General features: G+C 64.3%; 22 protein-coding genes and 1 tRNA gene. 19 read left to right on the top strand and 4 right to left on the bottom strand.

What is annotated here, in order from left to right; translation table 11 throughout:
* The first annotated feature begins 37 nt into the window (after positions 1–37).
* The 5 genes from phaR to rnr all read left to right on the top strand — a co-directional run bounded on the left by phaR (position 38) and on the right by rnr (position 5,840).
* Positions 38–604, top strand: a complete 567-nt coding sequence (gene phaR, locus ACODRZ_RS02945) for a polyhydroxyalkanoate synthesis repressor PhaR (protein ID WP_488970964.1) — start codon at positions 38–40, stop codon at positions 602–604.
* 21 nt (positions 605–625) lie between these two features.
* Positions 626–1,063, top strand: a complete 438-nt coding sequence (locus ACODRZ_RS02940) for an NUDIX hydrolase (RefSeq protein ID WP_488970965.1) — start codon at positions 626–628, stop codon at positions 1,061–1,063.
* Between the two features lie 152 nt (positions 1,064–1,215).
* On the top strand, positions 1,216–2,763 hold the full coding sequence (gene proS, locus ACODRZ_RS02935) for a proline--tRNA ligase (protein ID WP_488970966.1): 1,548 nt from the start codon (positions 1,216–1,218) through the stop codon (positions 2,761–2,763).
* Between the two features lie 20 nt (positions 2,764–2,783).
* On the top strand, positions 2,784–3,368 hold the full coding sequence (locus ACODRZ_RS02930) for a DUF805 domain-containing protein (protein ID WP_488970967.1): 585 nt from the start codon (positions 2,784–2,786) through the stop codon (positions 3,366–3,368).
* 141 nt (positions 3,369–3,509) lie between these two features.
* Entirely contained in the window at positions 3,510–5,840 is a 2,331-nt protein-coding gene (gene rnr, locus ACODRZ_RS02925) for a ribonuclease R (protein WP_488970968.1), read from the top strand.
* Positions 5,841–6,005: 165 nt separating this feature from the next.
* On the opposite strand, the gene ACODRZ_RS02920 is transcribed toward rnr, so the two are convergent.
* Positions 6,006–6,461, bottom strand: coding sequence for a universal stress protein (locus tag ACODRZ_RS02920; RefSeq protein WP_008832727.1), 456 nt, complete (start codon positions 6,459–6,461; stop codon positions 6,006–6,008).
* 172 nt (positions 6,462–6,633) lie between these two features.
* On the opposite strand from ACODRZ_RS02920, the gene ACODRZ_RS02915 reads away from it, so the two are divergent.
* Genes ACODRZ_RS02915 through lpdA form a run of 4 tightly spaced genes read left to right on the top strand, consistent with a single transcriptional unit; the run spans position 6,634 to position 10,156 of the window.
* Positions 6,634–7,950 (top strand): pyruvate dehydrogenase complex dihydrolipoamide acetyltransferase, encoded by a 1,317-nt coding sequence (locus ACODRZ_RS02915; protein ID WP_488970969.1) that lies wholly within the window; start codon positions 6,634–6,636, stop codon positions 7,948–7,950.
* Position 7,951: 1 nt separating this feature from the next.
* Entirely contained in the window at positions 7,952–8,356 is a 405-nt protein-coding gene (locus tag ACODRZ_RS02910; RefSeq protein WP_488970970.1) for an acyl-CoA thioesterase, read from the top strand.
* Position 8,357: 1 nt separating this feature from the next.
* A complete protein-coding gene (locus ACODRZ_RS02905) occupies positions 8,358–8,738 on the top strand; it encodes an acyl-CoA thioesterase (RefSeq protein ID WP_008832724.1) in 381 nt (126 codons plus the stop codon).
* 2 nt (positions 8,739–8,740) lie between these two features.
* Positions 8,741–10,156 carry a dihydrolipoyl dehydrogenase gene (gene lpdA, locus ACODRZ_RS02900; protein WP_488970971.1) on the top strand — a complete coding sequence of 472 codons (1,416 nt, stop codon included), beginning with the start codon at positions 8,741–8,743 and terminating at the stop codon, positions 10,154–10,156.
* A 57-nt stretch (positions 10,157–10,213) separates the two neighbouring features.
* Here lpdA and ACODRZ_RS02895 read toward each other — a convergent pair whose 3' ends face one another.
* Together ACODRZ_RS02895 and ACODRZ_RS02890 are read right to left on the bottom strand one after the other, a co-directional pair.
* Entirely contained in the window at positions 10,214–10,531 is a 318-nt protein-coding gene (locus ACODRZ_RS02895) for a PilZ domain-containing protein (RefSeq protein ID WP_488970972.1), read from the bottom strand.
* 85 nt (positions 10,532–10,616) lie between these two features.
* Entirely contained in the window at positions 10,617–11,120 is a 504-nt protein-coding gene (locus ACODRZ_RS02890; RefSeq protein WP_488970973.1) for a GNAT family N-acetyltransferase, read from the bottom strand.
* 216 nt (positions 11,121–11,336) lie between these two features.
* Here ACODRZ_RS02890 and acs point away from each other — a divergent pair, with 216 nt between their 5' ends.
* The gene (gene acs, locus ACODRZ_RS02885; protein ID WP_488970974.1) at positions 11,337–13,286 is read left to right on the top strand and encodes an acetate--CoA ligase; all 1,950 of its coding nucleotides are present in this window, start codon (positions 11,337–11,339) and stop codon (positions 13,284–13,286) included.
* Between the two features lie 353 nt (positions 13,287–13,639).
* On the opposite strand, the gene ACODRZ_RS02880 is transcribed toward acs, so the two are convergent.
* Positions 13,640–13,729, bottom strand: a tRNA-Ser gene (locus tag ACODRZ_RS02880).
* Between the two features lie 161 nt (positions 13,730–13,890).
* On the opposite strand from ACODRZ_RS02880, the gene ACODRZ_RS02875 reads away from it, so the two are divergent.
* The 9 genes from ACODRZ_RS02875 (at position 13,891) to ACODRZ_RS02835 (ending at position 22,083) form a co-directional block, all read left to right on the top strand.
* On the top strand, positions 13,891–14,898 hold the full coding sequence (locus tag ACODRZ_RS02875) for a lytic murein transglycosylase (protein ID WP_488970975.1): 1,008 nt from the start codon (positions 13,891–13,893) through the stop codon (positions 14,896–14,898).
* Positions 14,882–15,874: an SPOR domain-containing protein gene (locus ACODRZ_RS02870; protein ID WP_488970976.1), complete on the top strand. Its 993-nt coding sequence runs from the start codon at positions 14,882–14,884 to the stop codon at positions 15,872–15,874. The genes ACODRZ_RS02875 and ACODRZ_RS02870 overlap by 17 nt, the downstream gene beginning before the upstream one ends.
* Before the next feature lie 59 nt (positions 15,875–15,933).
* The gene (locus tag ACODRZ_RS02865) at positions 15,934–17,091 is read left to right on the top strand and encodes a D-alanyl-D-alanine carboxypeptidase family protein (protein ID WP_488970977.1); all 1,158 of its coding nucleotides are present in this window, start codon (positions 15,934–15,936) and stop codon (positions 17,089–17,091) included.
* Entirely contained in the window at positions 17,088–17,729 is a 642-nt protein-coding gene (tmk, locus tag ACODRZ_RS02860) for a dTMP kinase (RefSeq protein WP_488970978.1), read from the top strand. Before ACODRZ_RS02865 ends, tmk begins: the two co-directional genes overlap by 4 nt.
* On the top strand, positions 17,726–18,700 hold the full coding sequence (locus ACODRZ_RS02855) for a DNA polymerase III subunit delta' (protein ID WP_488970979.1): 975 nt from the start codon (positions 17,726–17,728) through the stop codon (positions 18,698–18,700). The genes tmk and ACODRZ_RS02855 overlap by 4 nt, the downstream gene beginning before the upstream one ends.
* An 83-nt stretch (positions 18,701–18,783) precedes the next feature.
* A complete protein-coding gene (gene metG, locus ACODRZ_RS02850; protein WP_488970980.1) occupies positions 18,784–20,343 on the top strand; it encodes a methionine--tRNA ligase in 1,560 nt (519 codons plus the stop codon).
* A complete protein-coding gene (locus ACODRZ_RS02845; RefSeq protein WP_488970981.1) occupies positions 20,343–21,122 on the top strand; it encodes a TatD family hydrolase in 780 nt (259 codons plus the stop codon). The genes metG and ACODRZ_RS02845 overlap by 1 nt, the downstream gene beginning before the upstream one ends.
* Complete coding sequence (locus ACODRZ_RS02840; protein ID WP_488970982.1) at positions 21,119–21,901, top strand: MBL fold metallo-hydrolase; 783 nt, start codon at positions 21,119–21,121, stop codon at positions 21,899–21,901. Before ACODRZ_RS02845 ends, ACODRZ_RS02840 begins: the two co-directional genes overlap by 4 nt.
* Positions 21,898–22,083: a hypothetical protein gene (locus tag ACODRZ_RS02835; protein WP_488970983.1), complete on the top strand. Its 186-nt coding sequence runs from the start codon at positions 21,898–21,900 to the stop codon at positions 22,081–22,083. Before ACODRZ_RS02840 ends, ACODRZ_RS02835 begins: the two co-directional genes overlap by 4 nt.
* Positions 22,084–22,089 lie beyond the last annotated feature (6 nt).

Here is a 22,089-nt window from a genome sequence, read left to right as displayed (position 1 = left end):
AATGGTAACTTAGCTATCCGGCAAATGGGGACTGGAAATGGCTGAAACGGCGTCTGGCGAAGACAACACCGTAATCATAAAAAAATACGCCAACCGGCGTCTCTACAACACGCGATCCTCCAGCTACATCACGCTGGAACACCTCGCAAAGATGACGCGCGAAGGCGTGGACTACAAGGTTCTCGACGCGAAGAGCGGTGCGGATATCACGCATACGATCCTCACGCAGATCATCATGGAAGAGGAATCGAATGGCGAGCAGATGCTGCCCGTCAACTTCCTGCGCGAACTCATCAGCATGTACGGCAACCAGATGCAGTCGCTGATCCCGCACTATCTCGAAGCCTCGATGGAGAACTTCCGCGCCAACCAGGCGAAGCTCGCCAAGGCGTTCGAGGACAGCCTGGGCAACAATCCGCTCGCCAAGCTGGCGGAACAGAACATGGCGATGTTCCGCGCCGCTTCCGCCGCGTTCATGCCGGGCGCGGAAAAGCAGCCGGAAACCAAGGCACCGCCAGCCGCGACCGAAGGCAATGGCGACCTGTCCGCGCTGCGCGACCAGATGGCCGAGATCCAGAAGCGCCTCGACGCGCTGGGTAAGTAAGCAAACCTAAGGGGCGAAGCGATGACCTCCCGCGTCGCCCGTCCTGCCGCGCGCATCATCCTGCTCGATCCGGCGGAGCGCGTGCTGCTGTTCCGCTTCGACCCGCCCGACCGTCCGCCGTTCTGGTGCACGCCGGGCGGGGCGGTCGATCCCGGTGAAAGCTACGAGGACGCGGCAAGGCGCGAACTGCTCGAGGAAACCGGCTTCGTGGCCGAGCCGGGGCCGCAGGTGGCGCAGCGAATCGCCGACTTCATCACCATCGAAGGCGTGCCCGTCGCGGCGGACGAACGGTACTTTCGCGTCCGCACTCCGGCGGGCGCCGACCCCGAGGCGATCGACACCGGCGGCCACACCGAACTGGAGCGCTCGGTCATGCGCAGTTGGCGCTGGTTCGACCGCGAGGCGCTGGCGGCGCTGGAAGAACCGTATTTCCCCGAGGATCTTGCCGAGATGTTCTGAGGTCGCTTTCGCCTTCCGGGGCTTCGACAGGCTCAGCCTGAGCGGAGTTTGGAGATTGCCTACCTCCGCTCACCCTGAGCTTGTCGAAGGGTCATGCCGGGCGCATCGCCATTCATTTGAACCTTGCGCCAAGTCCCGCTAACAGGCGCGCCATGAATCAGAAGACCGCGATCCGCCACGCCCTCTCCACCAAGCGCGAAGACGACTTCGCCCAGTGGTATCAGGAAGTCATCTCCGAAGCCGAAATGGCCGAGGAATCGGGCGTGCGCGGCTGCATGGTCATCAAGCCGTGGGGCTACGGCGTGTGGGAACGCATCCAGCGCCTGATGGACGACCGCATCAAGGCCGCGGGCGTGCAGAACTGCTACTTCCCGCTGTTCATCCCGCTCTCCTACTTCGCCAAGGAAGCCGAGCACGTGGAGGGATTCGCCAAGGAAATGGCGGTCGTCACGCACCACCGCCTCGTCGGTGACGGCAAGGGCGGCCTCGTGCCCGATCCCGAGGCGAAGCTGGAAGAGCCGCTGATCGTGCGCCCGACCTCCGAAACCGTGATCGGCGCCGCCATGGCGCGCTGGGTCCAGTCGTGGCGCGACCTGCCGCTGATGGTCAACCAGTGGGCCAACGTCGTGCGCTGGGAAATGCGCACCCGCATGTTCCTGCGCACCAGCGAGTTCCTCTGGCAGGAGGGCCACACCGCCCACGCCGACCGCGACGATGCGATGACCGAAACGCTGCGCGCGCTCGAAATGTACCGCGACTTCGCCGAGACCGAGCTGGCGATGCCCGTCATCGCCGGCGAGAAGCCCGAGAACGAGCGCTTCCCCGGCGCTGTCGCCACGTACTCGATTGAGGCGATGATGCAGGACGGCAAGGCGCTTCAGGCGGGCACCTCGCACTATCTCGGCACCGGTTTCGCCCATGCGGCGGGCATCACCTTCCAGGATCGCGAGGGCACGCAGCAGTACGCCCACACGACCAGCTGGGGCACCTCGACCCGCATGATCGGCGGCCTCATCATGACGCACGGCGACGACGACGGGCTGCGCGTGCCGCCGATGGTGGCGCCGCACCAGATCGTCATCCTGCCGATGCTGCGCGATACTCCCGAGGACGACGCGCTGCTCGAATACTGCGAAGAACTGCGCAAGGCGCTCAGCCAGCAATCGGCGCTGGGCGAGAAGGTGCGCGTGCTGCTCGACAAGCGCCCCGGCAAGGCCACGCAGAAGCGCTGGGCCTGGGTCAAGAAGGGCGTGCCGCTTATCCTCGAGATCGGCGGGCGCGATGCGGCCGGCGGCCAGGTCTCCGTGCTGCGCCGCGACAAGCTGTGGACCGAGACAGGCAAGGCCAACTTCGTCGGGCAGGGCAAGGACGAATTCCTCGCCCGTGCCGTCGCCGAGATCGAGGACATCCAGACCTCGCTCTATGCCGAGGCGAAGGCGAAGCGCGATGCAAACATCGTCCAGGCTTCGACGTTCGAGGAAGTCGCCGCGTTTTTCTCGGACGACAAGCGCTATCCGGGCTGGGTCGAAGTTGAGTGGGCGCGCCCGACCGGCAACGAGCTGGAAGCCGTGGTCCAGAAGCTCAAGGGTCTGAAGCTGACCATCCGCAACACGCCGCTGGATGCGGAACCGGCTGCCGGTAACTGCATTTTCACGGGACGCGCGGCTGTGGAGAAGATATACGTGGCCCGATCCTACTGATTTCAAACGGGGGGCACCGGATGATCGCAGCTATCAAGTACAACCTCGCGAACCTGACCAACTTCAAGGGACGCGAGGGTCGCTCGGCCTTCTGGTTCTATTTTCTGTTCCTGGCGATCATCCAGATCGTCATTTCCTTCGTGATCTCGATCGCGCTGACCGGGCCGATGATGGCGGACGTCTTTTCGGCCGCGCAGCAGGGCATGGGCGAGGTCGAGATCCAGAAGCGGATGTTCGAACGACTTTCGGGCATGATGCGCACTTCGGTGTGGGTGTCGGTCGTGGTGACGCTTGTCATGACCGGCCTGCTCGTCGCCTCGTTCACCCGGCGCCTGCACGATTCCAACAAGCCCGGCTGGATCGCGGCGCTGGCGGTAGTGATCCAGGTCGCCGCGCTCGGCATGCAGATTTCCTCGATCGACGCCATGGCGAACATGATGATCGTCGCGCAGAGCGGGGACATGGCGAAGCTCCAGGCGGCGCAGGGTCAGTTGATGATCAACGGCATGCTTGCCTGGGTGCCGCTTCTGCTGGTCGTGGTCTTCGGCGTCTGGCCTTCGAGCGACGGCACCAACCGCTACGGCCCCGAACCCGATCACATCTGAGCACCCTTCCTGCATTGTCGTCCCCGCGAAGGCGGGGATGACGGCGAAGGGATGCTCAAGCACACGCCGCTCGTATGACGTTTCGGGAGCAATCCACGCTCGATGATTGCATTGCGGGCCGGCAGGGGGCATTTGCGCAGGATGCCCGCAAACAACCGTTCCGCCAGCAATCGTCCCTCAGGCGATCGTCTCTCAGGCAATCGCCCATCCGGCAGCCGTCCGGTAAAGGACCGCCCGACCCCGGGCTTGCCCACCCGCAAGCAGATCCTCGATTTCATCCAGAACTCCACCGAGCCTGCGGGCAAGCGCGAGATCTCACGCCATTTCGGGCTCAAGGGCAATGAGAAGATCCAGCTCAAGGCGCTTCTCAAGGACATGGCCGAAGAGGGCCTGATCGACGGCAAGCGCACCGCCTTTCACAAGATGGGCGGGCTGCCCAAGGTCACCGTCCTGCGCGTGATCGACATCGACGAGGGTGAGGCGATCGCCGTCCCCGATACCTGGCAGCCCGACGACGCCACTCCGCCGCCGCGCATTCGCCTGATCGAGAAGGGGCGCGGCTCTGCGCTGCGCAAGGGCGACCGCGTGCTGTCACGCACCGAGGAAAGCGCTACCGGCTGGCGCGCCTTCCCGATGAAGAAGCTGGAACTGCGCGCCGACCAGATCCTTGGCGTCGTCGAGATCGACGGCGGCGGCAAGCCATGGCTGGCGCCGGTCGACAAGCGGATCCGCAATTCCTCGCCGATCTCGGACCTCGGCGAGGCGAAGGCGGGCGAACTGGTGCTGGGCGTGCCGATCGGCCGTTCGGCGCGGCCTTCGGTGAAGGTGACCGAAGTGCTGGGCGAGCCGCTGGCGCCCAAGTCGTTCAGCCTGATCGCGATCCACAAGCACGGCATTCCCAACCACTTCATCGAGGAAGTGCTGGAAGAGGCGCAGGTTTCCGCCAGGCTGCCGCTCAGCGCCGATCATCGCGAAGACCTCCGGCACCTGCCGATCGTCGCCATCGATCCGTCCGACGCGCGAGATCACGACGACGCGATCTGGGCGGCGCCGGACGGGCAGGGCGGGTTCGACGCGCTCGTCGCCATCGCCGACGTTTCGTTCTACGTGCGCCCCGGTGGCCAGATCGACCGCGAGGCGCGGCGGCGCGGCAACTCGGTCTATTTCCCCGACCGCGTCGTGCCGATGCTGCCCGAAGTGCTTAGCGCCGACGTGTGTTCGCTGCGCTCGGGCGAGGACCGCGCGGCGATGGCCTGCCACATGAAGATCGACGCCGAGGGCAAGATCACCGACTGGCGCTTCACCCGCGCGATCGTGCGGATCGACGAGGTCATCGCCTATGAAGAAGCGCAGGCGCGCATCGACGAAGGCCGCGCTCAGGAACACCTGACGAACCTGTGGGCCGCATGGAAGGCGCTCGCCACCGCGCGCGCCAACCGCGACCCGCTCGAACTCGAACTGCCCGAGCGCCGCGTGAAGCTGGACGAGAAGGGCCGCATCACCGAGATCGCCATCCGCGAAAGGCTCGATGCGCACCGCGTGGTCGAGGACTTCATGATCGCCGCCAACGTCGCCGCGGCCAAGGCGCTGGAGGCGAAGACCGCACCCGTCGTCTACCGCATCCACGAGACGCCGAGCCGCGAGAAGCTGATGGCGCTCAAGGACTACCTCGCGACGTTCGGCAAGAAGCTGGCGATGGGGCAGGTCATCACGCCGAGCCTGTTCAACCGGATGCTCAAGGACGTGACCGACGAGACCGAGAAGGCGCTGATCATGGAAGCGGTCCTGCGCAGCCAGACGCAGGCGTACTACGGCCCCGCCAATGCCGGGCACTTCGGCCTGGCGCTGGCGTCCTACGCGCACTTCACCTCGCCGATCCGGCGTTATGCGGACCTTCTGGTGCACCGCGCGCTGGTCGATGCCTACGGACTGGAGCAACCGAAGCCCAAGGCAGACATTCCGGCGCTGTCGGGCCTGTCGGAGCGCGACCGCGAAGACCTTGGCCGCATCAGCGACGCCATCAGCCAGGCCGAGCGCCGCGCCATGGAGGCCGAGCGCGAGACCATCGACCGCTACGTCGCCGCCTGGCTGGCGAGCCGGGTGGGCGAGGTGTTCGATACGCGCATCACCGGCGTCCAGAAGTTCGGATTCTTCGCCACCATCGTCGGCCTTGGCGGCGACGGTCTGGTACCGGTCTCGACGCTGGGGGACGAGCGGTTCACTTATGACGAGAAGGCGCAGGTCTTGGTCGGCGACGAGACGGGCACCACCTTCGCGATCGGCCAAATCCTCAAGCTGCGGCTGGCGGAGGCGAATCCGCTGACCGGCGCGCTCAAGTACGAGCTGCCCGAAGGCGGCGGCCGGATCGAGCCGCGCGGGAACAAGCCGATGCTCAAGCACAAAGGCAAGTACGCTGTCGGCGCGCGCGGGCGTCCGAAGAATATCCGGCATCAAGGGCGGGGCAAGCGGTAACACCGCCGCCTCCAACCCCTCTTCGTCATTGCGAGCGTAGCAAAGCAATCCAGGGCAACGCAAACCCCCCTGGATTGCTTTGCTACGCTCGCAATGACGAAGTTAGGTAGGGCGGTGGAGTGGTTGTGGCACCTTTGAGTGCCGTTAGGTGCCATTGAGTGCCGCTCAACTCAACCGTTCGATCGCCTCGGCATCGAGCCCGCCGGGCACCACGAACACCGGGCAGGTCATATGCGCCATGCCCGGCCCGGTAAAGTGCGCGACCAGCGCCCCCGGCCCGCCTTCCTTCGCAGCGCCCAGCACCAGCGCCGAAACCTCCGGATGCTCCTCCAGATATTTCCGAACGATTTTAATGTCTTCTCCCATGTGAACGGAGATGACCGGCATCTTTGCGCCTTGCGACAAAAGGTTTCCAGCAGCCGCCGTCACCAGCGTCTCGGCACGGGCGCGGGCTTCTTCCTCGATGGTCGCCTGAACCCCGGCGAAGGCGTTGAACGGCTGCGGCGGGACGAGCGCCAGAAGATGCAACGCACCGTCAGTCTTGGCCGCGCGGCGGGCCGCGAACTGCAGGGCGACGAGCGCTTCCTCGCTCTCGTCGACGATCACCAGATAGATGCGCATGGGCTGTTCCCTCTCCATCCGGCTTATCGATACGCGAAGCCTGCAAGACAAGCCACCACTGTTGCGAAAAAAGAAACTGCAAGGTTCTTGAACGCAACGCTCAAGGCGTCCAAGGAAGGGCCCAACGCCCGAAAGCGGCCTCCCTACGGACAATAAGGAACGTACAGTTTCCATGCCCATCGAGATCAAGATGCCCGCCCTGTCGCCCACCATGGAAGAGGGTAAGCTGGCCAAATGGCTGGTGAAGGAAGGCGACACCGTGTCCTCCGGCGACATCATGGCCGAGATCGAGACCGACAAGGCCACCATGGAATTCGAAGCCGTCGATGAAGGTGTGATCGGCAAGATCAGCGTCGCCGAGGGCACCGAAGGCGTCAAGGTCGGCACCGTCATCGCCGTGCTGGTCGAAGAGGGCGAGGACGCCTCGGCGATCGACGCCCCCAAGGCCGCAGCCCCGAAGGCCGCCGCGAAGGAAGAGGCTCCGAAGGCCGAAGCGAAGGCTGAAACCAAGCCCGCTCCCGCAGCCGCGCCCAAGGCTGCCGCTTCCGGTGACCGCGTCGTCGCCACTCCGCTCGCCAAGCGCATCGCCGATGCCAAGGGCGTGGACCTCTCCGGCGTCGCCGGTTCCGGTCCGAACGGTCGCATCGTCAAGGCTGACGTCGAAGCCGCACAGGGTGGTTCCGCAAAGAAGGCCGCTCCGGCGCCCGCAGCTTCGGCTCCGGCCGCTGCGCCTGCCGCCGCCGCGACCTCCTCGGTCGAGATGGCCGACGAGACCCGCGCGCTGCTCGATGCCCGCGTGCCGCACTCGGTCGAGAAGCTTTCGGGTATGCGCAAGACCATCGCCCGCCGCCTCGCCCAGTCGAAGCAGGAAGCGCCGCACATCTACCTCAGCGTCGACGTTCAGCTCGACAAGCTGCTCGAACTGCGCTCGCAGATTAACGCCACGCTCGAGAAGCAGGGCGTGAAGGTCTCGGTCAACGACATGCTGGTCAAGGCACTCGGCATGGCGCTGGTCGCGGTGCCGGAGTGCAACGTGACGTTCGCGGGCAACGAACTGATCAAGTACGAGCGCGCCGACATCTCGGTCGCCGTTTCGATCCCGGGCGGCCTGATCACTCCGATCGTTACTGCCGCCAACGAGAAGTCGTTCTCGGCCATCGCCAAGGCGACCAAGGATCTCGCGAGCCGCGCCAAGGAAGGCAAGCTCAAGCCTGACGAGTACCAGGGCGGCACCGCCTCGATCTCGAACATGGGCATGATGGGCATCAAGTCGTTCTCGGCCGTCATCAACCCGCCGCAGTCGACCATCCTCGCCATTGGTGCAGGCGACAAGCGTCCCTGGGTCATGCCAGACGGGTCGCTGGGAGTGGCGACTGTGATGAGTGCGACGGGCAGCTTCGATCATCGTGCGGTAGACGGCGCCGACGGCGCGCGCCTGATGGCCGCGTTCCGCGAGTTCGTCGAGAACCCGCTGAGCATGATCGCCTGATATGAAGCATGAGGCCGGGGGACATGAAAGTGGTGAGCTGGTCATCCGTGTCACCGCGATGCCCACCGACCTCAACCCGTATGGCGGCGTTTTCGGTGGCTGGCTGATGAGCCAGCTTGCGCTGGGCGCCGCCTCGCTGGTCACCCGCCGCACCGGCCACAAGGCCGTGGTGGTGGGGGCGACCGACTTCACCTTTCCCGGCGTCATGCTCGTGGGCGACGAACTCAACGTCTATGCGAGCGTGCAGCGGACGGGGCGCACTTCGATGACGATCGCCACGCGCGGCTTTGGCCGGGCGCGGGCGAGCGAGCATCAGGTCGAAGTCGCCACCGGGCTGTTCACCTTCGTGACGCTGGATGAAAACGACCGCCCCAGGGCCATTGCCGCGACTTCGGAGATCGTCTGAAATGGCGGAAGAATACCGCGAACCCGTCATCCGCATCACCGCGATGCCTGCCGATGCCAATGCTTATGGCGACATCTTCGGCGGCTGGCTGATGAGCCTGATGGACATGGGCGCAGGGCTGATCGCCGCCCGCCACTCGCATGGCCGCGCCGTCACCATCGCGATGGACGGCATGCAGTTCCACAAGCCGGTCAAGGTGGGCGACGAAGTCAGCGTCTACGGTGAACTCAGGAAAGTGGGCCGCTCCTCGATGACCATCGGCATCGAGGCCTGGCGGCGCCACCGGCATGAAGAAGAACAGGTGAAGGTGACCGAAGCGGTCTTCACCTTCGTGGCAATCGACGACGCGGGCCGCCCCCGCGCGATCGAACAGGAGAGTTAAGAGTGGCTGATTCTTACGACGTCATCGTTCTCGGTTCCGGCCCCGGCGGCTATGTCGCGGCGATCCGCAGCGCGCAGCTTGGCCTCAAGACCGCCATCGTCGAGCGCGAGCTGCTCGGCGGCATCTGCCTCAACTGGGGCTGCATCCCGACCAAGGCGCTGCTGCGCTCGGCCGAGATCCTGCACCACATGAAGCATGCCAAGGACTACGGTCTGGCTGCGGAGAACATCACCGCCGACCTCGACGCGATCGTCAAGCGCTCGCGCGGCGTGGCCAAGCAGCTCAATCAGGGCGTCACGCACCTGATGAAGAAGAACAAGATCACCGTCCACATGGGCACCGGCAAGCTGGTCGCTCCGGGCAAGCTGGAAGTGGCCGGCGAGAAGGGTTCGGAAACCCTCTCGGCCAAGCACATCATCATCGCCACCGGCGCCCGTGCGCGCGAACTGCCCGGCGCCAAGTCGGACGGCAACCGCATCTGGACCTACCGCCATGCGATGACGCCCAAGGAAATGCCGACGAAGCTGCTGGTTCTCGGCTCGGGCGCGATCGGCATCGAGTTCGCCAGCTTCTACAACGACATGGGCGTCGACGTGACGGTCGTGGAGATGATGGACCGCATCGTGCCGGTCGAGGACAAGGACGTCTCGGCCTTCCTCGAAAAGGCACTGACCAAGCAGGGTATGAAGATCCTCACCGGTGCCAAGGCGAGCGACGTCAAGGCTTCGGACAAGAGCGTCTCGGTCAAGATCACCCCGAAGGGCGGCAAGGAAGAGACGCAGGAATTCAGCCACGTCATCGTCGCCATCGGCATCGTCCCGAACGTCGAGAACATCGGTCTGGAAGAACTCAAGATCGAGCCGGACGAGAAGTTCTTCGTCAAGGTGGACGATTATGGCCGCACCAACGTCCCGGGCGTATGGGCGATCGGCGACTGCGTGAAGGGCCCGTGGCTGGCGCACAAGGCCAGCCATGAAGGCGTCACCACCGCCGAATCGATCGCCAAGGAACTGGGCAACAAGGAGGTGCATCCGCACGCTCTGGACCGCCGCAACATCCCGGGCTGCACCTACTGCCACCCGCAGATCGCCTCGGTCGGCCTCACCGAAGCCAAGGCCAAGGAAGAGGGCTACGAGGTCAAGGCCGGCACTTTCCCGTTCATCGGCAATGGCAAGGCGATCGCGCTGGGCGAGCCGGAAGGCTTCGTGAAGACCGTGTTCGACGCCAAGACCGGCGAACTGCTCGGCGCTCACATGATCGGCGCGGAAGTGACCGAGATGATCCAGGGCTACGTCGTCGGCAAGACGCTGGAGACCACCGAGGCGGAACTGATGAGCACCGTGTTCCCGCATCCGACGATCTCGGAGACGATGCACGAGGCGACTCTCGCCGCCTATGGTCGCGCGATCCACATCTGATCGCGTAGGTCTCGCAAACGAAGAGGGCGGCCCCGCAAGAGGCCGCCCTTTTTCGTGTCAGCCTGCGGCCCGGACGATGTGCTCGAACACGGCCACGTGCAGCGGTTCGGCGAATTCGCAACCTACAGCGCCCTCACGCACCCAGCAGATGCGTGCGCTTAGCAACTGCAGGCCGGGAATACGGATGCGCAGCGGTACTTCCATCCGGGCATCGGGCAATTGGCCGATACGGAAGCCTCCTGGCGAAAGATCCTCCAATCGCGCCGGCTTCCACGGACGAGTTCCCTGACGCACCTCGCACAGGATCGACACGCCGACGCGCGCGGAACGAGGCGTCCGACTGGCGGTCGGGCCGGGCTTGAGGGAATCGCGCATGGGGTCTCCTTGGGGGGAGAACCCCATGCCGCAAAAAGGGTTACCAGCGCGTTAGCATTCGGCAACTAGCGCACTGCCTTCGTGTTTAACGGAAGGTCTTTTCCAGCACGACCAACCCTGCGTCACTGCCGAAAGGTGCCGGAACGAAGCCCTTCTCGCGTTCGAGATCGACAGCCGCATGATTGTCGCGGCTTTCGATCGAGATGGCGCGGCGGCAACCGCGAGCTTTGGCCTGCGCCGACAGATAATCGAGCATGGCCCAGCCGATTCCCTTGCCGCGGTGGTTGCCACAGACCGAAATCGCGATTTCACCGGTATCGAACGGCCCATCGCACGCGAGCAGCCCCGAAGCGACGATCTGCCCGCTTGCCTGATTGATCCCCACCCAAGATTCGCTGCGGAAGTGGTCGGTATGGATCAACGGTTCGAGCAGGACCGGCCCGACATGCTCGGTCGCTGACAGAAAGCGGAAGCGGCGATCTTCGTCAGTCACACGGCTGAAGAAATCGCTCAGCGCAGGAGCATCCGTCTCAGTCGCCGGACGCACGTCGAGGTCGATTCCCGAACGGGTGGAAAGGGTGACGATCATGGCAGGCATACCTTTCGATGGAATGCCGATTCTCTACGCCACACCTGCGCGATGCACCTTGATCGAGATCAGATCGCCCGCCATCTTCGGCAAAAGAGTACAAGAATCCCGCATGCCCGTTCTACCATTGTCCAATGGGAACGGCCCCGGTTCGTTGTGCTATGCAACATGCAAAGCCGGAAGAGCCCGGCCTGACGATACGAGAGGAGAAACCGCATGGCCGAGGCCGTCTATCCCGTTCCCGCCGAGTGGAGCCGGAACGCCCTGATCGACGATGCCCGCTATCAGGAGATGTACGCAAGGTCGGTTTCCGAGCCCGAAGCCTTCTGGCGCGAGGAAGCGCAGCGGATCGACTGGATCAAGCCGTTCAGCGTGGTCAAGCAGACGAGTTTCCACGAAGAGGACTTCGGTATCTCGTGGTTCACCGACGGCACGCTGAACCTCTCGGCCAACTGCCTCGATCGCCATCTCGCGGAGCGCGGCGACCAGATCGCGATCCTGTGGGAGCCGGATAGCCCTGCAACTCCCGAACGCCGCATCACCTATCGCGAACTGCACGAGCAGGTCTGCCGCTTCGCCAACGTTCTCAAGGCACGGGGCGTGAAGAAGGGCGAGCGCGTCACAATCTATCTGCCGATGGTGCCCGAAGCCGCCGTCGCCATGCTGGCCTGCGCGCGGATCGGTGCGATCCACTCGATCGTCTTCGCCGGATTCTCGCCCGACGCTCTGGCGGGTCGCATTCAGGATTGTGACAGCCGCATCGTCCTCACCGCTGACGAGGGCCTGCGCGGCGGCAAGAAAGTCCCGCTCAAGGCCAATGTGGATGAGGCGCTCAAGGCCTGTCCCGGCGTCGATAGCGTGATCGTGCTGACGCACACGAAGTCCGGCGTTCCGATGACCGAGGGACGCGATATCGACTGGGCCTCTGCCATCGCCGATCAGGCCGTCGAGTGCGAACCGGTGGAAATGAACGCGGAAGACCCGCTCTTCATCCTTTACACCTCCGGCTCGACCGGAAAGCCCAAGGGCGTTCTCCATACGACCGGCGGCTATTCGGTCTGGGCCTCGATGACGCACGAGTACGTCTTCGACTACCGCCCCGGCCAGATCTACTGGTGCGCGGCGGACATCGGCTGGGTCACGGGCCACAGCTACGTCGTCTACGGCCCGCTGATGAACGGCGCGACCACCGTGATGTTCGAGGGCGTGCCCAACTTCCCCGATCCCAGCCGCTTCTGGCAGGTCGTGGATAAATTCGGCGTCGAGATCTTCTACGGTGCCCCTACGGCCCTGCGTGCGCTCATGCGCGAGGGTGACGACTGGGTGAAGAAGACCTGCCGTCAGTCGCTGCGCCTGCTTGGCTCGGTCGGCGAGCCCATCAACCCCGAGGCGTGGTCGTGGTATCACGAGGTCGTAGGCGAGGGGCGTTGCCCGATCGTTGACACCTGGTGGCAGACCGAAACCGGCGGCGTGATGATCTCGCCGCTGCCGGGCGCCACCGCGCTCAAGCCCGGTTCGGCCACTCGCCCGATGTTCGGCGTGCAGCCGAAGCTGCTCGACAACGACGGCAAGGAGATCGAAGGCCCCGGCGACGGCTGCCTCGTCATCGTCGATAGCTGGCCTGGCCAGATGCGCACGGTCTGGGGCGATCACGAGCGCTTCTTCCAGACTTACTTCAGCACCTTCAAGGGCACCTATTTCACCGGCGATGGCTGCCGCCGGGACGAGGACGGCTACTACTGGATCACCGGCCGCATCGACGATGTGATCAATGTCTCGGGTCACCGCATGGGCACCGCCGAGATCGAGAGCGCCCTCGTCGCGCACCCCAAGGTGGCGGAAGCCGCGGTCGTGGGCATGCCGCACGAGATCAAGGGGCAGGGCATCTACGCCTTCGTCACTTGCAACGCCGAGATCCAGCCTGACGACACCCTGCGCAAGGAATTGATCGCATGGGTCCGTCACGAGATCGGCCCGATCGCAACCCCGGACGTGATCCAGTTCGCGCCCGGTCTGCCCAAGACCCGTTCCGGCAAGATCATGCGTCGTATCCTGCGCAAGATCGGCGAGAACGACATCTCCAACCTCGGCGATACGTCCACGCTCGCGGATCCGTCGGTGGTCGACAACCTGCTGGCAAACCGCCCCCAACCCGTCAGCGCCTGAACTGGGACGGCACGATGAAAGCTCGCGCCATTAAGCGCGGGCTTTCGCTGTTTGCGACGCCTTGCTTCTCCGCGAATGTACGGAAAAATACGACGGATTTGTTTCGTTGAGACTCAAGGGGGTGGCGAATTATCTGGTCCGAATTTTCCGCATGTATGGGGGCTAAGCGTGGCTTTCGGGCGCTTTTTCTGTTTGTTAAATCGCCATCGCCCTCGCCGTTCGGTTGAATGGGACGGCTCGCACTATCGCAGCGATTGCCGCCGCTGTTCCCGACCGATCATGCGCCTTGCCCGTCACAAATGGCGTGTCGAGAGGCAAAGCAAAGCCGGCAATGGTGGATGACAACGGCAAATTGGCGGACAGGGTGGGATTCGAACCCACGGTGAGCTTGCACCCACGGCGGTTTTCAAGACCGCTGCCTTAAACCACTCGGCCACCTGTCCGCTCTGTTCCTGCGCATAGCCCAAAGTAGCGGCGGCGCAAGGGGTTGATGCTCGATGAAGAGCATCGGGCTTGCGGCGACTGTCCACGACGAGGCGCAGCGGGCCATTTGCAACCGCGCCGCTTTGTGCGAAGTTTCCTCGTAATGACCCTTGCAACCTTCATGCGATCCCTGCGTCTTCCCGTCTTCGCCATCGTGCTTGCGCTTCCTGCTGCGCAGGCCTGTGCACAGCCGGAATCCTTCCCCGATTACCTGCGCACGGTCGCGTCCCATGCACGCACCCAAGGGGTGAGCGAGGGCGCGATCACCAGCGTGCTGAGCGGCCTCACGCCTAACGACCGGGTCATCGCGCTCGACACCTCTCAGCCTGGCAGTCGGGGAGCACCGCCGCCACTGGCGCCTTACATCGCGCAGCACGTCGGCAGTTCGATCGTGGCGCGCGGCAAGGCGCGTTATGCGTCGCTAGGCTCCATCCTGCCTCAGATCGAGCGGCGCTACGGCGTGCCCGCACCGATTCTCTTCGCGATCTGGGGGCACGAGACCAATTACGGAAGCTACACCGGTGATTTCGATCTTGCCCGTTCGCTGGCGACGTTGGCATGGGAAGGCCGCCGCCGTGAACTCTTCGAGGGCGAACTGATCGCGCTGATGAAAATGGTCGACCGGGGCGTGCCACGTTCGCAGCTCAAGGGCAGCTGGGCAGGCGCCTTCGGCTATCCGCAGTTCCTGCCTAGCGTCTACCTGCGCCTTGCCGTGGACGGCGATGGAGACGGGCGTGCGGACATCTTTTCAAGTTCGGTCGACACTCTCGCCTCGATCGCGAACTATTTCCGCGACGCCGGGTGGCGGCCCGGGCAGCCGTGGGGCGTGCAGGCCAGCCTGCCTTCCGGTTTCAACGTCAACGCCTATGCGACAAAGCTGTCGTCGCCTTCCTGCGCCGCAGTCCACGCCCGTCATTCCCAGTGGAAGCCGGTGTCGCAATGGCGCGCTCTCGGCGTGATGCCGCAGGGGGCGATCGGCAATGATGTGCTCGCCTCGGTGTTCCAGCCAGACGGGCCGGGTACACCGGCTTATCTGTTAACCGGTAATTATCGGGTGATCCTCCAGTACAACTGCTCGAACTACTACGCCATGTCCGTGGGGTTGCTTGCAGATGAGATTGCCCGTTAACCATGCCCTGCCGCTCGCGGCGCTGATCCTGCTCGGTTCCGGGGGAGCGTTCGCCGCCTCCCGCGCCCCGCAGCCGGCCGGTCCCGCGACCGGGCCTGCCGCCGACTACCCAGTCGTCGTCGGCGAACCGTTTACCATCGACAGCACAGTGTGGACGCCGATCGACCAGCTCAACTACGATGCGGTCGGCAATGCGATCGCAGGGGAGGGCGCAGGGGAGGGCGCAGGGGTCACCGCCGCCCACAAGACGCTGCCGCTGCCATGCTACGTCGAGGTGACGGCGCTTGGAACCGGGCGCACCATCCTGGTGCGGATCGAACGCCGGGGTCCGATGGTGAATGACGCGCTCATCGAACTTTCGTCCGACGCCTCCGCACAACTCGGAATCGCACCGGGCAGCAAGGCGCCGGTGCGCGTGCGCCGCGTCAACCCGCCGGAACAGGAGCGGGCGCTCCTTCGCGCGGGGAGCCGTGCGCCGGAACGCATGGAGACGCCCGAGGGGCTGCTCAAGGTGCTTCGCCGCAAACTGGCGGACCAGTCGCCCTTGCTCCCTCCGCCTTCGACGCCGCCTGCCATGCCGACCGGCGAGCCGCCTCTCGCAGCCAAGGCTCCGACTGCCCAACAGGCACCGGCGCCGCTGGCAGCGAAACCGAAAGTCGCAGCCCCTTCCGCTCCGGCGGCTCCCCGTCCGTCGCAAACGGTGCCCCCTTCGCCGCCCAGGGTAGCCAATCCGAAGCCCGCAACGGAGGCCGCCAGGCCGGAAGCGAAGGGCTCGACTTTCGTGCAGGTCGCCGCATTTTCTTCGGAATCCTCAGCACGCAAGGTCGCGGCGCAACTTGGCGGCAGCGTCTCCCCGGCAGGCAAGTTCTGGCGCGTGCGCCTTGGCCCCTACGCCAACCGTGCAAAAGCTGCCTCGGCGCTGGAGAAGGCCAGGAGCGCGGGCTATAGGGATGCCCGAATCCTCGGCGCGGACTGATCCTCAACCATCTCCCGCGCGCAGCCAGACGCCTACAGGCGCGCGGGAGAAGTCGGGTCTTGAAGTCGTTTTCCAATATGCTCAAGCTGGTGCTGGCCCTCACGGTCCCGGCGAGTGCCTCAGCAGCGTCCATTCCAGCCCCGCCACCGCAGGTCGCGCCGATCCCGGTCAGTCTGCTGGTCGATCTCGGCTCGGGTCAGGTGCTGGCGCAGAAGCATCCTGACACGCCCTTCCTGCCCGCTTCGGTGACCAAGGTGATGACCGCCTTCGTAGCTTTCGAGGAGATCGGTGCGGGCCGTCTCAGCATGGATCGTCAGTTCCAGGAGCGACCTGAGACCGAGAAGGAATGGTTCGCCAAGGGCACCAACATGTACATCACGACCAAGGACAGGCCGACCACGCGCGACCTGCTCCATGGCATCATGACCGCTTCGGCGAACGATGCCGCCGTAGTGCTGGGCGAGGGCTATGCGGGCAGCGTACAGGGCTGGGCCGCGAAGATGAATGACGCCGCACGCCGCCTCGGCATGACGCGCAGCCATTACAACACGCCGAACGGCTGGATGGATGAAGGAAATACCTACGTCACCGCCAGCGACCTCGTGCGGCTGGCCGATGCGATGATCACCCGCTATCCGGACCTCTATCGGGAATTTTCCGGCCACAAGCACTGGGTCTGGCGCGACGTCCACATGCGCAGCCATGATCCCACGGTGGGCGTCGTGCCGGGCGCGGACGGCATCAAGACCGGTTACACGCGCGAGGCAGGCTACAACTTCCTTGGTACGGCCGAGCGCGGTGGACGCCGTCTCGTCATGGTCCTGGCGGGTTCGCCGCAGCCCAAGCTGCGCGACGACGCAGCCAAGGCGCTGCTCGAATGGGGTTTCGCCGCCTGGGACACGCGGCATCTCTTCGATCAGGGCCAGACGATCGCGCAGGCCAGAGTGCAGGGGGGCGATGCCCGCTCGCTGCCGCTGGTGGCCAACCGCGAGGTTCACGCCACCATCCCGCGTGGCACGCAGCCGGGCATCACGCTCGCCGTCCATTACAGCGGCCCGATCAAGGCGCCGATTCGCAAGGGTGAGCAGGTCGGCGAACTGGAAATCCGCGTCGCCGGTCTCGCTCCCGGCCGCGTTCCGCTTTACGCCGGTCGCGACGTGGGACCGGCGGGGTGGCTGGACAGACTGCTGAACGGGCTTATCAACCTGTTCACATGACGCAGGGTCGATTCATCGCGCTCGAGGGTGGAGAAGGGGCAGGCAAGTCCACTCAGGCCCGCCTGCTGGCCGAAGCACTGCGCGCACGCGGCCTCGAAGTGGTCACCACGCGCGAGCCGGGCGGAACGCCGGGCGCGGAGGCGATACGCGCCCTGTTGCTCAACGGAGTCGAGGGCGATGGTGGCGAAAGCTGGAACCCGCGTGCCGAAGCGCTGCTGTTCGCCGCCGCACGCTCCGACCACGTCCATCGCCTGATCCGTCCGGCACTGTCACGCGGGGCATGGGTCATCTGCGATCGCTATCTCGATTCGAGCCGCGCTTATCAGGGCGGTGGCGGCGGGTTGTCCGACAGCGACATCGCCGCTCTTCACGCCATCGGCAGCGAAGGCCTGCTGCCCGATCTGACCCTGCTGATCGAGGTGACGCCGATGGTGGCCGTCCAGAGGCTTGCCCTGCGCGACACCGACGGCAGCGATCGCATCGGTGGCCGGGATGCCGCCTACCATGCCCGCGTCGCCAGCGCGTTCTCCTCCTTCGCCGACGCAGAGCCTACACGCTTCGCCAGGATCGACGGCGATGGAAGCCCGCACGATACACAGGCGCTGGTTCTCGCCGCGCTGGCGTCGTTGCTGCGGTGAGCATGGACAAGCCCTTTATCGGTCAGGACGCCGCGTGGCAGGAATGGCTGGCTGCCATCGCGTCCGAACGTATGCACCATGCCTGGCTGCTGAGTGGCGGCAAAGGCCTCGGAAAACGCGCTTTCGCCCGGGCCGCCGCTGCCGAACTGGTTCGCCAGCCCAGCGCTCCGGTTCCCGATGTCGAGAGCCATCCCGACATCCACATCCTCGATCACCTTCCCGCCAACGACGACGAAGCGAAAAAGAAGGCCGAGGGCAAGCCCTACCAGACCAAGCGCAACATCACCGTCGACCAGGTACGCGGCATGATCCGCCGCCTCGCGACCAAGCCGACGCTGGGCGATCGCCGCGCCATCATCATCGACCCTGCCGACGACATGGAAAAGGGCGCGGTCAACGCGGTTTTGAAGGCCTTGGAGGAGCCGCCGGCGGGGACTTATTTCCTGCTCGTCACGCACCAGCCCGGGCGCCTGCTGCCGACCATCCGTTCCCGATGCCGGGTCCTGCGCTTCGCGGCGCTGGATCGGAACGAACTCGACGCTGTGATCCGTCGCGACGCACCGCAGTCCGATGCCGCCGCGCGTTCCGCTGCGATCGCCGCTGCCCAGGGATCGCCCGGAGTAGCGCTCGACATCGTCGAGCATGACCTCGGCGCCGTTCACGAACTGATGATGCGCATCCTCCAGCGCGGCGACCCGGATTTCCTCCTTCGCGGAGCCCTTGCCGACGAGATGGGCGGGCGACCGGCGCGCGACCGCCAACTGGCTGCGCTTGAACTGGCCCGGGCGGTCCTCGTCCACCAGTTGCGAGACGCGCCGCGTCGTCGCCAACTCGGCATTATCGAGGCTTACGGCGCGCTGACGAAGCTGGCGACGCAAGCGCCAACCTACAATTTCGATGCCGGGCTCCTCATAATGGAAATTGGCGGGTTGCTGGCCTCGGCCGCGATGCCTAGAGAAGCCGCACGCTAGCGCGTTTGCCGGACTCCTAAAGGAAGTTCGGAACGTGCTTGAACATTGACCTGTAAACACCAGCCAGGAAAGCGCGACGCCGCATGGGCGAGCCCTATTACATCACCACTGCCATCAGCTACCCCAACGGGCGCCCCCACATCGGCCATGCCTACGAGGCCATCGCTGCCGACGTGATCGCCCGTTTCAAGAAGGCGGAAGGTTTCGACGTCCGGTTCCAGACCGGTACGGATGAGCACGGGTTGAAGATGGCCCAGAAGGCGCGCGACCTCGATACCACACCGGCTGCTCTTGCAGATGAAATGTCGTCATATTTCAAGGAAATGTGCGACACTTTGAATGTCGGTTACGACGTTTTCATTCGCACTACCGAGCCGCGCCACCACGCCGCTACGCAGGAACTGTGGCGTCGCATGGAAGCGAACGGCGACCTTTATCTCGATCGCTACGAAGGCTGGTATTCGGTCCGCGACGAAGCTTATTACGACGAAAGCGAACTGCTCGCTGGAGAAGACGGTACGAAGCTGTCGCCGCAGGGCACTCCGGTGGAATGGACGGTAGAGGAATCGTGGTTCTTCCGCTTGTCCAAGTATCAGGACAAACTGCTGGAACTCTACGCCTCGGGCGACTTCATCCGGCCCGAGAGCCGCCGCAATGAAATCCAGCGCTTCGTCGAAGGCGGCCTGCGCGACTTGTCGGTATCGCGCACCAGCTTCGACTGGGGCATCAAGGTTCCCGGCAGCGACAATCACGTCATGTACGTGTGGGTCGATGCGCTGACCAACTACATCACCGGCCTCGGCTTTCCTGAACAGCAGGGCGACTTCGCGAAGTTCTGGCCTGCCGACGTTCACCTGATCGGTAAGGACATCGTCCGCTTCCACACGGTGTACTGGCCCGCCTTCCTGATGAGCGCAGGCCTGGATCTGCCAAGGCAGGTCTTCGGACACGGCTTCCTGCTCAATCGCGGGCAGAAGGAATCGAAGTCACTGGGCAACGTCACGGATCCGATCGGGCTGGCGGCAACCTTCGGCGTCGATACGCTACGCTACTTCTTCCTGCGCGAGGTTGCATTCGGACAGGACGGTTCGTGGTCGGCCGAGGCCATCGTGACCCGCGCCAATGCGGAGCTCGCAAACAGCTTTGGCAATCTGGCTCAGCGTAGTCTTTCCATGATTTACAAGAACATGGATGGGAATTTGAAGTCCGGGCTTGAGCAAAGCGAAGCGGACACCGCGTTGTTCGCCGCCGTAGCCGAGGGCATTTCCGGTCTTCGCAAGGCCTTTGACGCCCTCGATTTCAGCACTGGCCTGGAAGCATGGATGCGCGGCGTCTTCGCTTGCAACCAATATGTCGACGAGCAGGCACCCTGGGCACTGCGCAAGAGTGATCCCGCCCGCATGGAAGCCGTGCTGATGACGCTCTTCCGCGTCGTGCGCGATCTTGCCATTGCCGTAAGGCCTGTGGTGCCGACCGCAATCGACGCACTGCTCGACCAGATGGGGCAAGCCGCCGATGCCCGGAATTATGCAGCGCTCGCGGATACCGGGTGGATCGACACTCTCATCGCTTCCGGCTTCAAGGTCGACAAGCCGCAGGGTGTATTCCCCCGCCTTGAATTGCCCGAGGAAGCGGCAGCCTGATGCTTATCGATTCCCACTGCCATCTTGAATACGAAGGTCTGGTCGAAGATCAGCAGGCCGTGCTCGCCCGCGCACGCGCGGCGGGGATCAAAGGCTTTCTCAATATCTCGACCCGGCAGCGGGAATGGCACCGCGTCGTCGGCACGGCGGCCCGTGAACCGGACGTATGGGCTTCGATCGGCATCCATCCGCATGAGGCGGACCAGCATGCCGATCTGGGCGAGGGCGCCTTGCTGGAAGCCGCAGCCCATCCGCGAGTGATCGGCATCGGCGAAACCGGGCTAGACTATTATTACGACAAGTCCGACCGCGACGTGCAGCAGGCTCTGTTCCGCACCCATATCACCGTCGCGCGCGAGACTGGCCTGCCGATCATCATCCATACGCGCGACGCCGAGGATGACACCGCGCGTATTCTTGAGGAGGAGATGGGGAAGGGCGGTTTCCCCGCGCTGATCCACTGCTTCACGGCCAGCGCGGACTTTGGACGCAAGGTACTCGAGCTCGGTCTGACGATCAGCATTTCCGGCATCGTGACTTTCAAGAATGCCAAGGACTTGCAGGAAGTCGTGAAGACCATTCCTGAGGATCGTCTTCTCGTAGAGACGGATTCGCCTTTCCTCGCGCCAGTTCCGCATCGCGGCCACAAGTGCGAGCCGGCGTTCACTGCCGACACCGCCGCCTTCGTCGCGAATTTGCGCGGAACCAGCGTCGAGCATCTCGGCGAAGTGACGACCCGCAATTTCTTCGCGCTGTTCACCAAGGCGCGCTACGCATGAAGGTGACGATCCTTGGCAGCGGCACCTCCACCGGAGTCCCCCGGCTCGGCGGCGAGAATGGAGGGGCCGATTGGGGGCTGTGCGATCCTGAGGAGCCCCGGAACCGCCGCACGCGCGTTGCGATCCTGCTTGAAAGCGATGCTGGAGCCCGCATCCTGGTCGATACACCGACCGATCTGCGCGCGCAGCTTCTCGCGAATGACATACACCGCATAGACGCGGTATTCTGGACGCACGATCACGCCGATCACTGCCACGGCATCGATGACCTTCGCCCACTGCGCTATGGCCGCGCCGGACCGATCCCGGGTTACGCAGACTCCGAAACGGTACGGCGCCTCCGACAGCGCTTCGGGTATGTCTTTGCCGGTCAGCATGGTTATCCAACGCTGATTTCTTTGGAGAATCTGGACACGCTGCGCCTTTGCGAAGGTTTTCGCGTAAGCCACACCCAGATGCCCCATGGAGGCATGGACTCAACTGGATTTCTGTTCGATGCCGATGGAAAATCAGTTGGTTACGCGACAGATTTCAACCAGATTACACGCGACATGATCGACCTGTTTTACGGTTGCGATGTCCTGATCGTCGATTGCCTTCGCCGCGAACCGCATCCGACTCATGCGCATCTGGCCATGTCTCTGGAACTTGCTGAAGTCTGCCGAGTCGGCACGGCCGTGCTGACGCATCTCGACAAGAGCATGGACTATGCCACACTGAGCGCTTCGGTGCCTGCGAACGTGCAGGTCGCTTATGATGGGCTGGTGATCGCGCCATGAACTTGACGGCCATGATCGTATCGCTGATTTCAATCATCGGCTGTCTGGTCCTGGCGCTGCGCAACCCACAGATTCGCGGGCTCGGTGGCGGACAGGCACTGCGCCTGGCAGCCATATGGGCCGCGATCATCATTGGACTCGTCATGGTGATCCAGTGGTCCGGGCTGAGGATCGCCCCATGATCACCG

The sequence above is a fragment of the Novosphingobium sp. FG90 genome (genome assembly GCF_057808725.1).
This window is presented reverse-complemented; position numbering and strand designations above follow the sequence as displayed.

What these genes read in the sequence shown, in the direction of transcription:
- phaR (WP_488970964.1), top strand. Translation starts at nt 38, where the DNA reads ATGGCTGAAACGGCGTCTGGCGAAGACAACACCGTAATCATAAAAAAA.
- ACODRZ_RS02940 (WP_488970965.1), top strand. Translation starts at nt 626, where the DNA reads ATGACCTCCCGCGTCGCCCGTCCTGCCGCGCGCATCATCCTGCTCGAT.
- proS (WP_488970966.1), top strand. Translation starts at nt 1,216, where the DNA reads ATGAATCAGAAGACCGCGATCCGCCACGCCCTCTCCACCAAGCGCGAA.
- ACODRZ_RS02930 (WP_488970967.1), top strand. Translation starts at nt 2,784, where the DNA reads ATGATCGCAGCTATCAAGTACAACCTCGCGAACCTGACCAACTTCAAG.
- rnr (WP_488970968.1), top strand. Translation starts at nt 3,510, where the DNA reads ATGCCCGCAAACAACCGTTCCGCCAGCAATCGTCCCTCAGGCGATCGT.
- ACODRZ_RS02920 (WP_008832727.1), bottom strand. Translation starts at nt 6,461, where the DNA reads ATGCGCATCTATCTGGTGATCGTCGACGAGAGCGAGGAAGCGCTCGTC.
- ACODRZ_RS02915 (WP_488970969.1), top strand. Translation starts at nt 6,634, where the DNA reads ATGCCCATCGAGATCAAGATGCCCGCCCTGTCGCCCACCATGGAAGAG.
- ACODRZ_RS02910 (WP_488970970.1), top strand. Translation starts at nt 7,952, where the DNA reads ATGAAGCATGAGGCCGGGGGACATGAAAGTGGTGAGCTGGTCATCCGT.
- ACODRZ_RS02905 (WP_008832724.1), top strand. Translation starts at nt 8,358, where the DNA reads ATGGCGGAAGAATACCGCGAACCCGTCATCCGCATCACCGCGATGCCT.
- ACODRZ_RS02895 (WP_488970972.1), bottom strand. Translation starts at nt 10,531, where the DNA reads ATGCGCGATTCCCTCAAGCCCGGCCCGACCGCCAGTCGGACGCCTCGT.
- ACODRZ_RS02890 (WP_488970973.1), bottom strand. Translation starts at nt 11,120, where the DNA reads ATGATCGTCACCCTTTCCACCCGTTCGGGAATCGACCTCGACGTGCGT.
- acs (WP_488970974.1), top strand. Translation starts at nt 11,337, where the DNA reads ATGGCCGAGGCCGTCTATCCCGTTCCCGCCGAGTGGAGCCGGAACGCC.
- ACODRZ_RS02875 (WP_488970975.1), top strand. Translation starts at nt 13,891, where the DNA reads ATGCGATCCCTGCGTCTTCCCGTCTTCGCCATCGTGCTTGCGCTTCCT.
- ACODRZ_RS02870 (WP_488970976.1), top strand. Translation starts at nt 14,882, where the DNA reads ATGAGATTGCCCGTTAACCATGCCCTGCCGCTCGCGGCGCTGATCCTG.
- tmk (WP_488970978.1), top strand. Translation starts at nt 17,088, where the DNA reads ATGACGCAGGGTCGATTCATCGCGCTCGAGGGTGGAGAAGGGGCAGGC.
- metG (WP_488970980.1), top strand. Translation starts at nt 18,784, where the DNA reads ATGGGCGAGCCCTATTACATCACCACTGCCATCAGCTACCCCAACGGG.
- ACODRZ_RS02845 (WP_488970981.1), top strand. Translation starts at nt 20,343, where the DNA reads ATGCTTATCGATTCCCACTGCCATCTTGAATACGAAGGTCTGGTCGAA.
- ACODRZ_RS02840 (WP_488970982.1), top strand. Translation starts at nt 21,119, where the DNA reads ATGAAGGTGACGATCCTTGGCAGCGGCACCTCCACCGGAGTCCCCCGG.
- ACODRZ_RS02835 (WP_488970983.1), top strand. Translation starts at nt 21,898, where the DNA reads ATGAACTTGACGGCCATGATCGTATCGCTGATTTCAATCATCGGCTGT.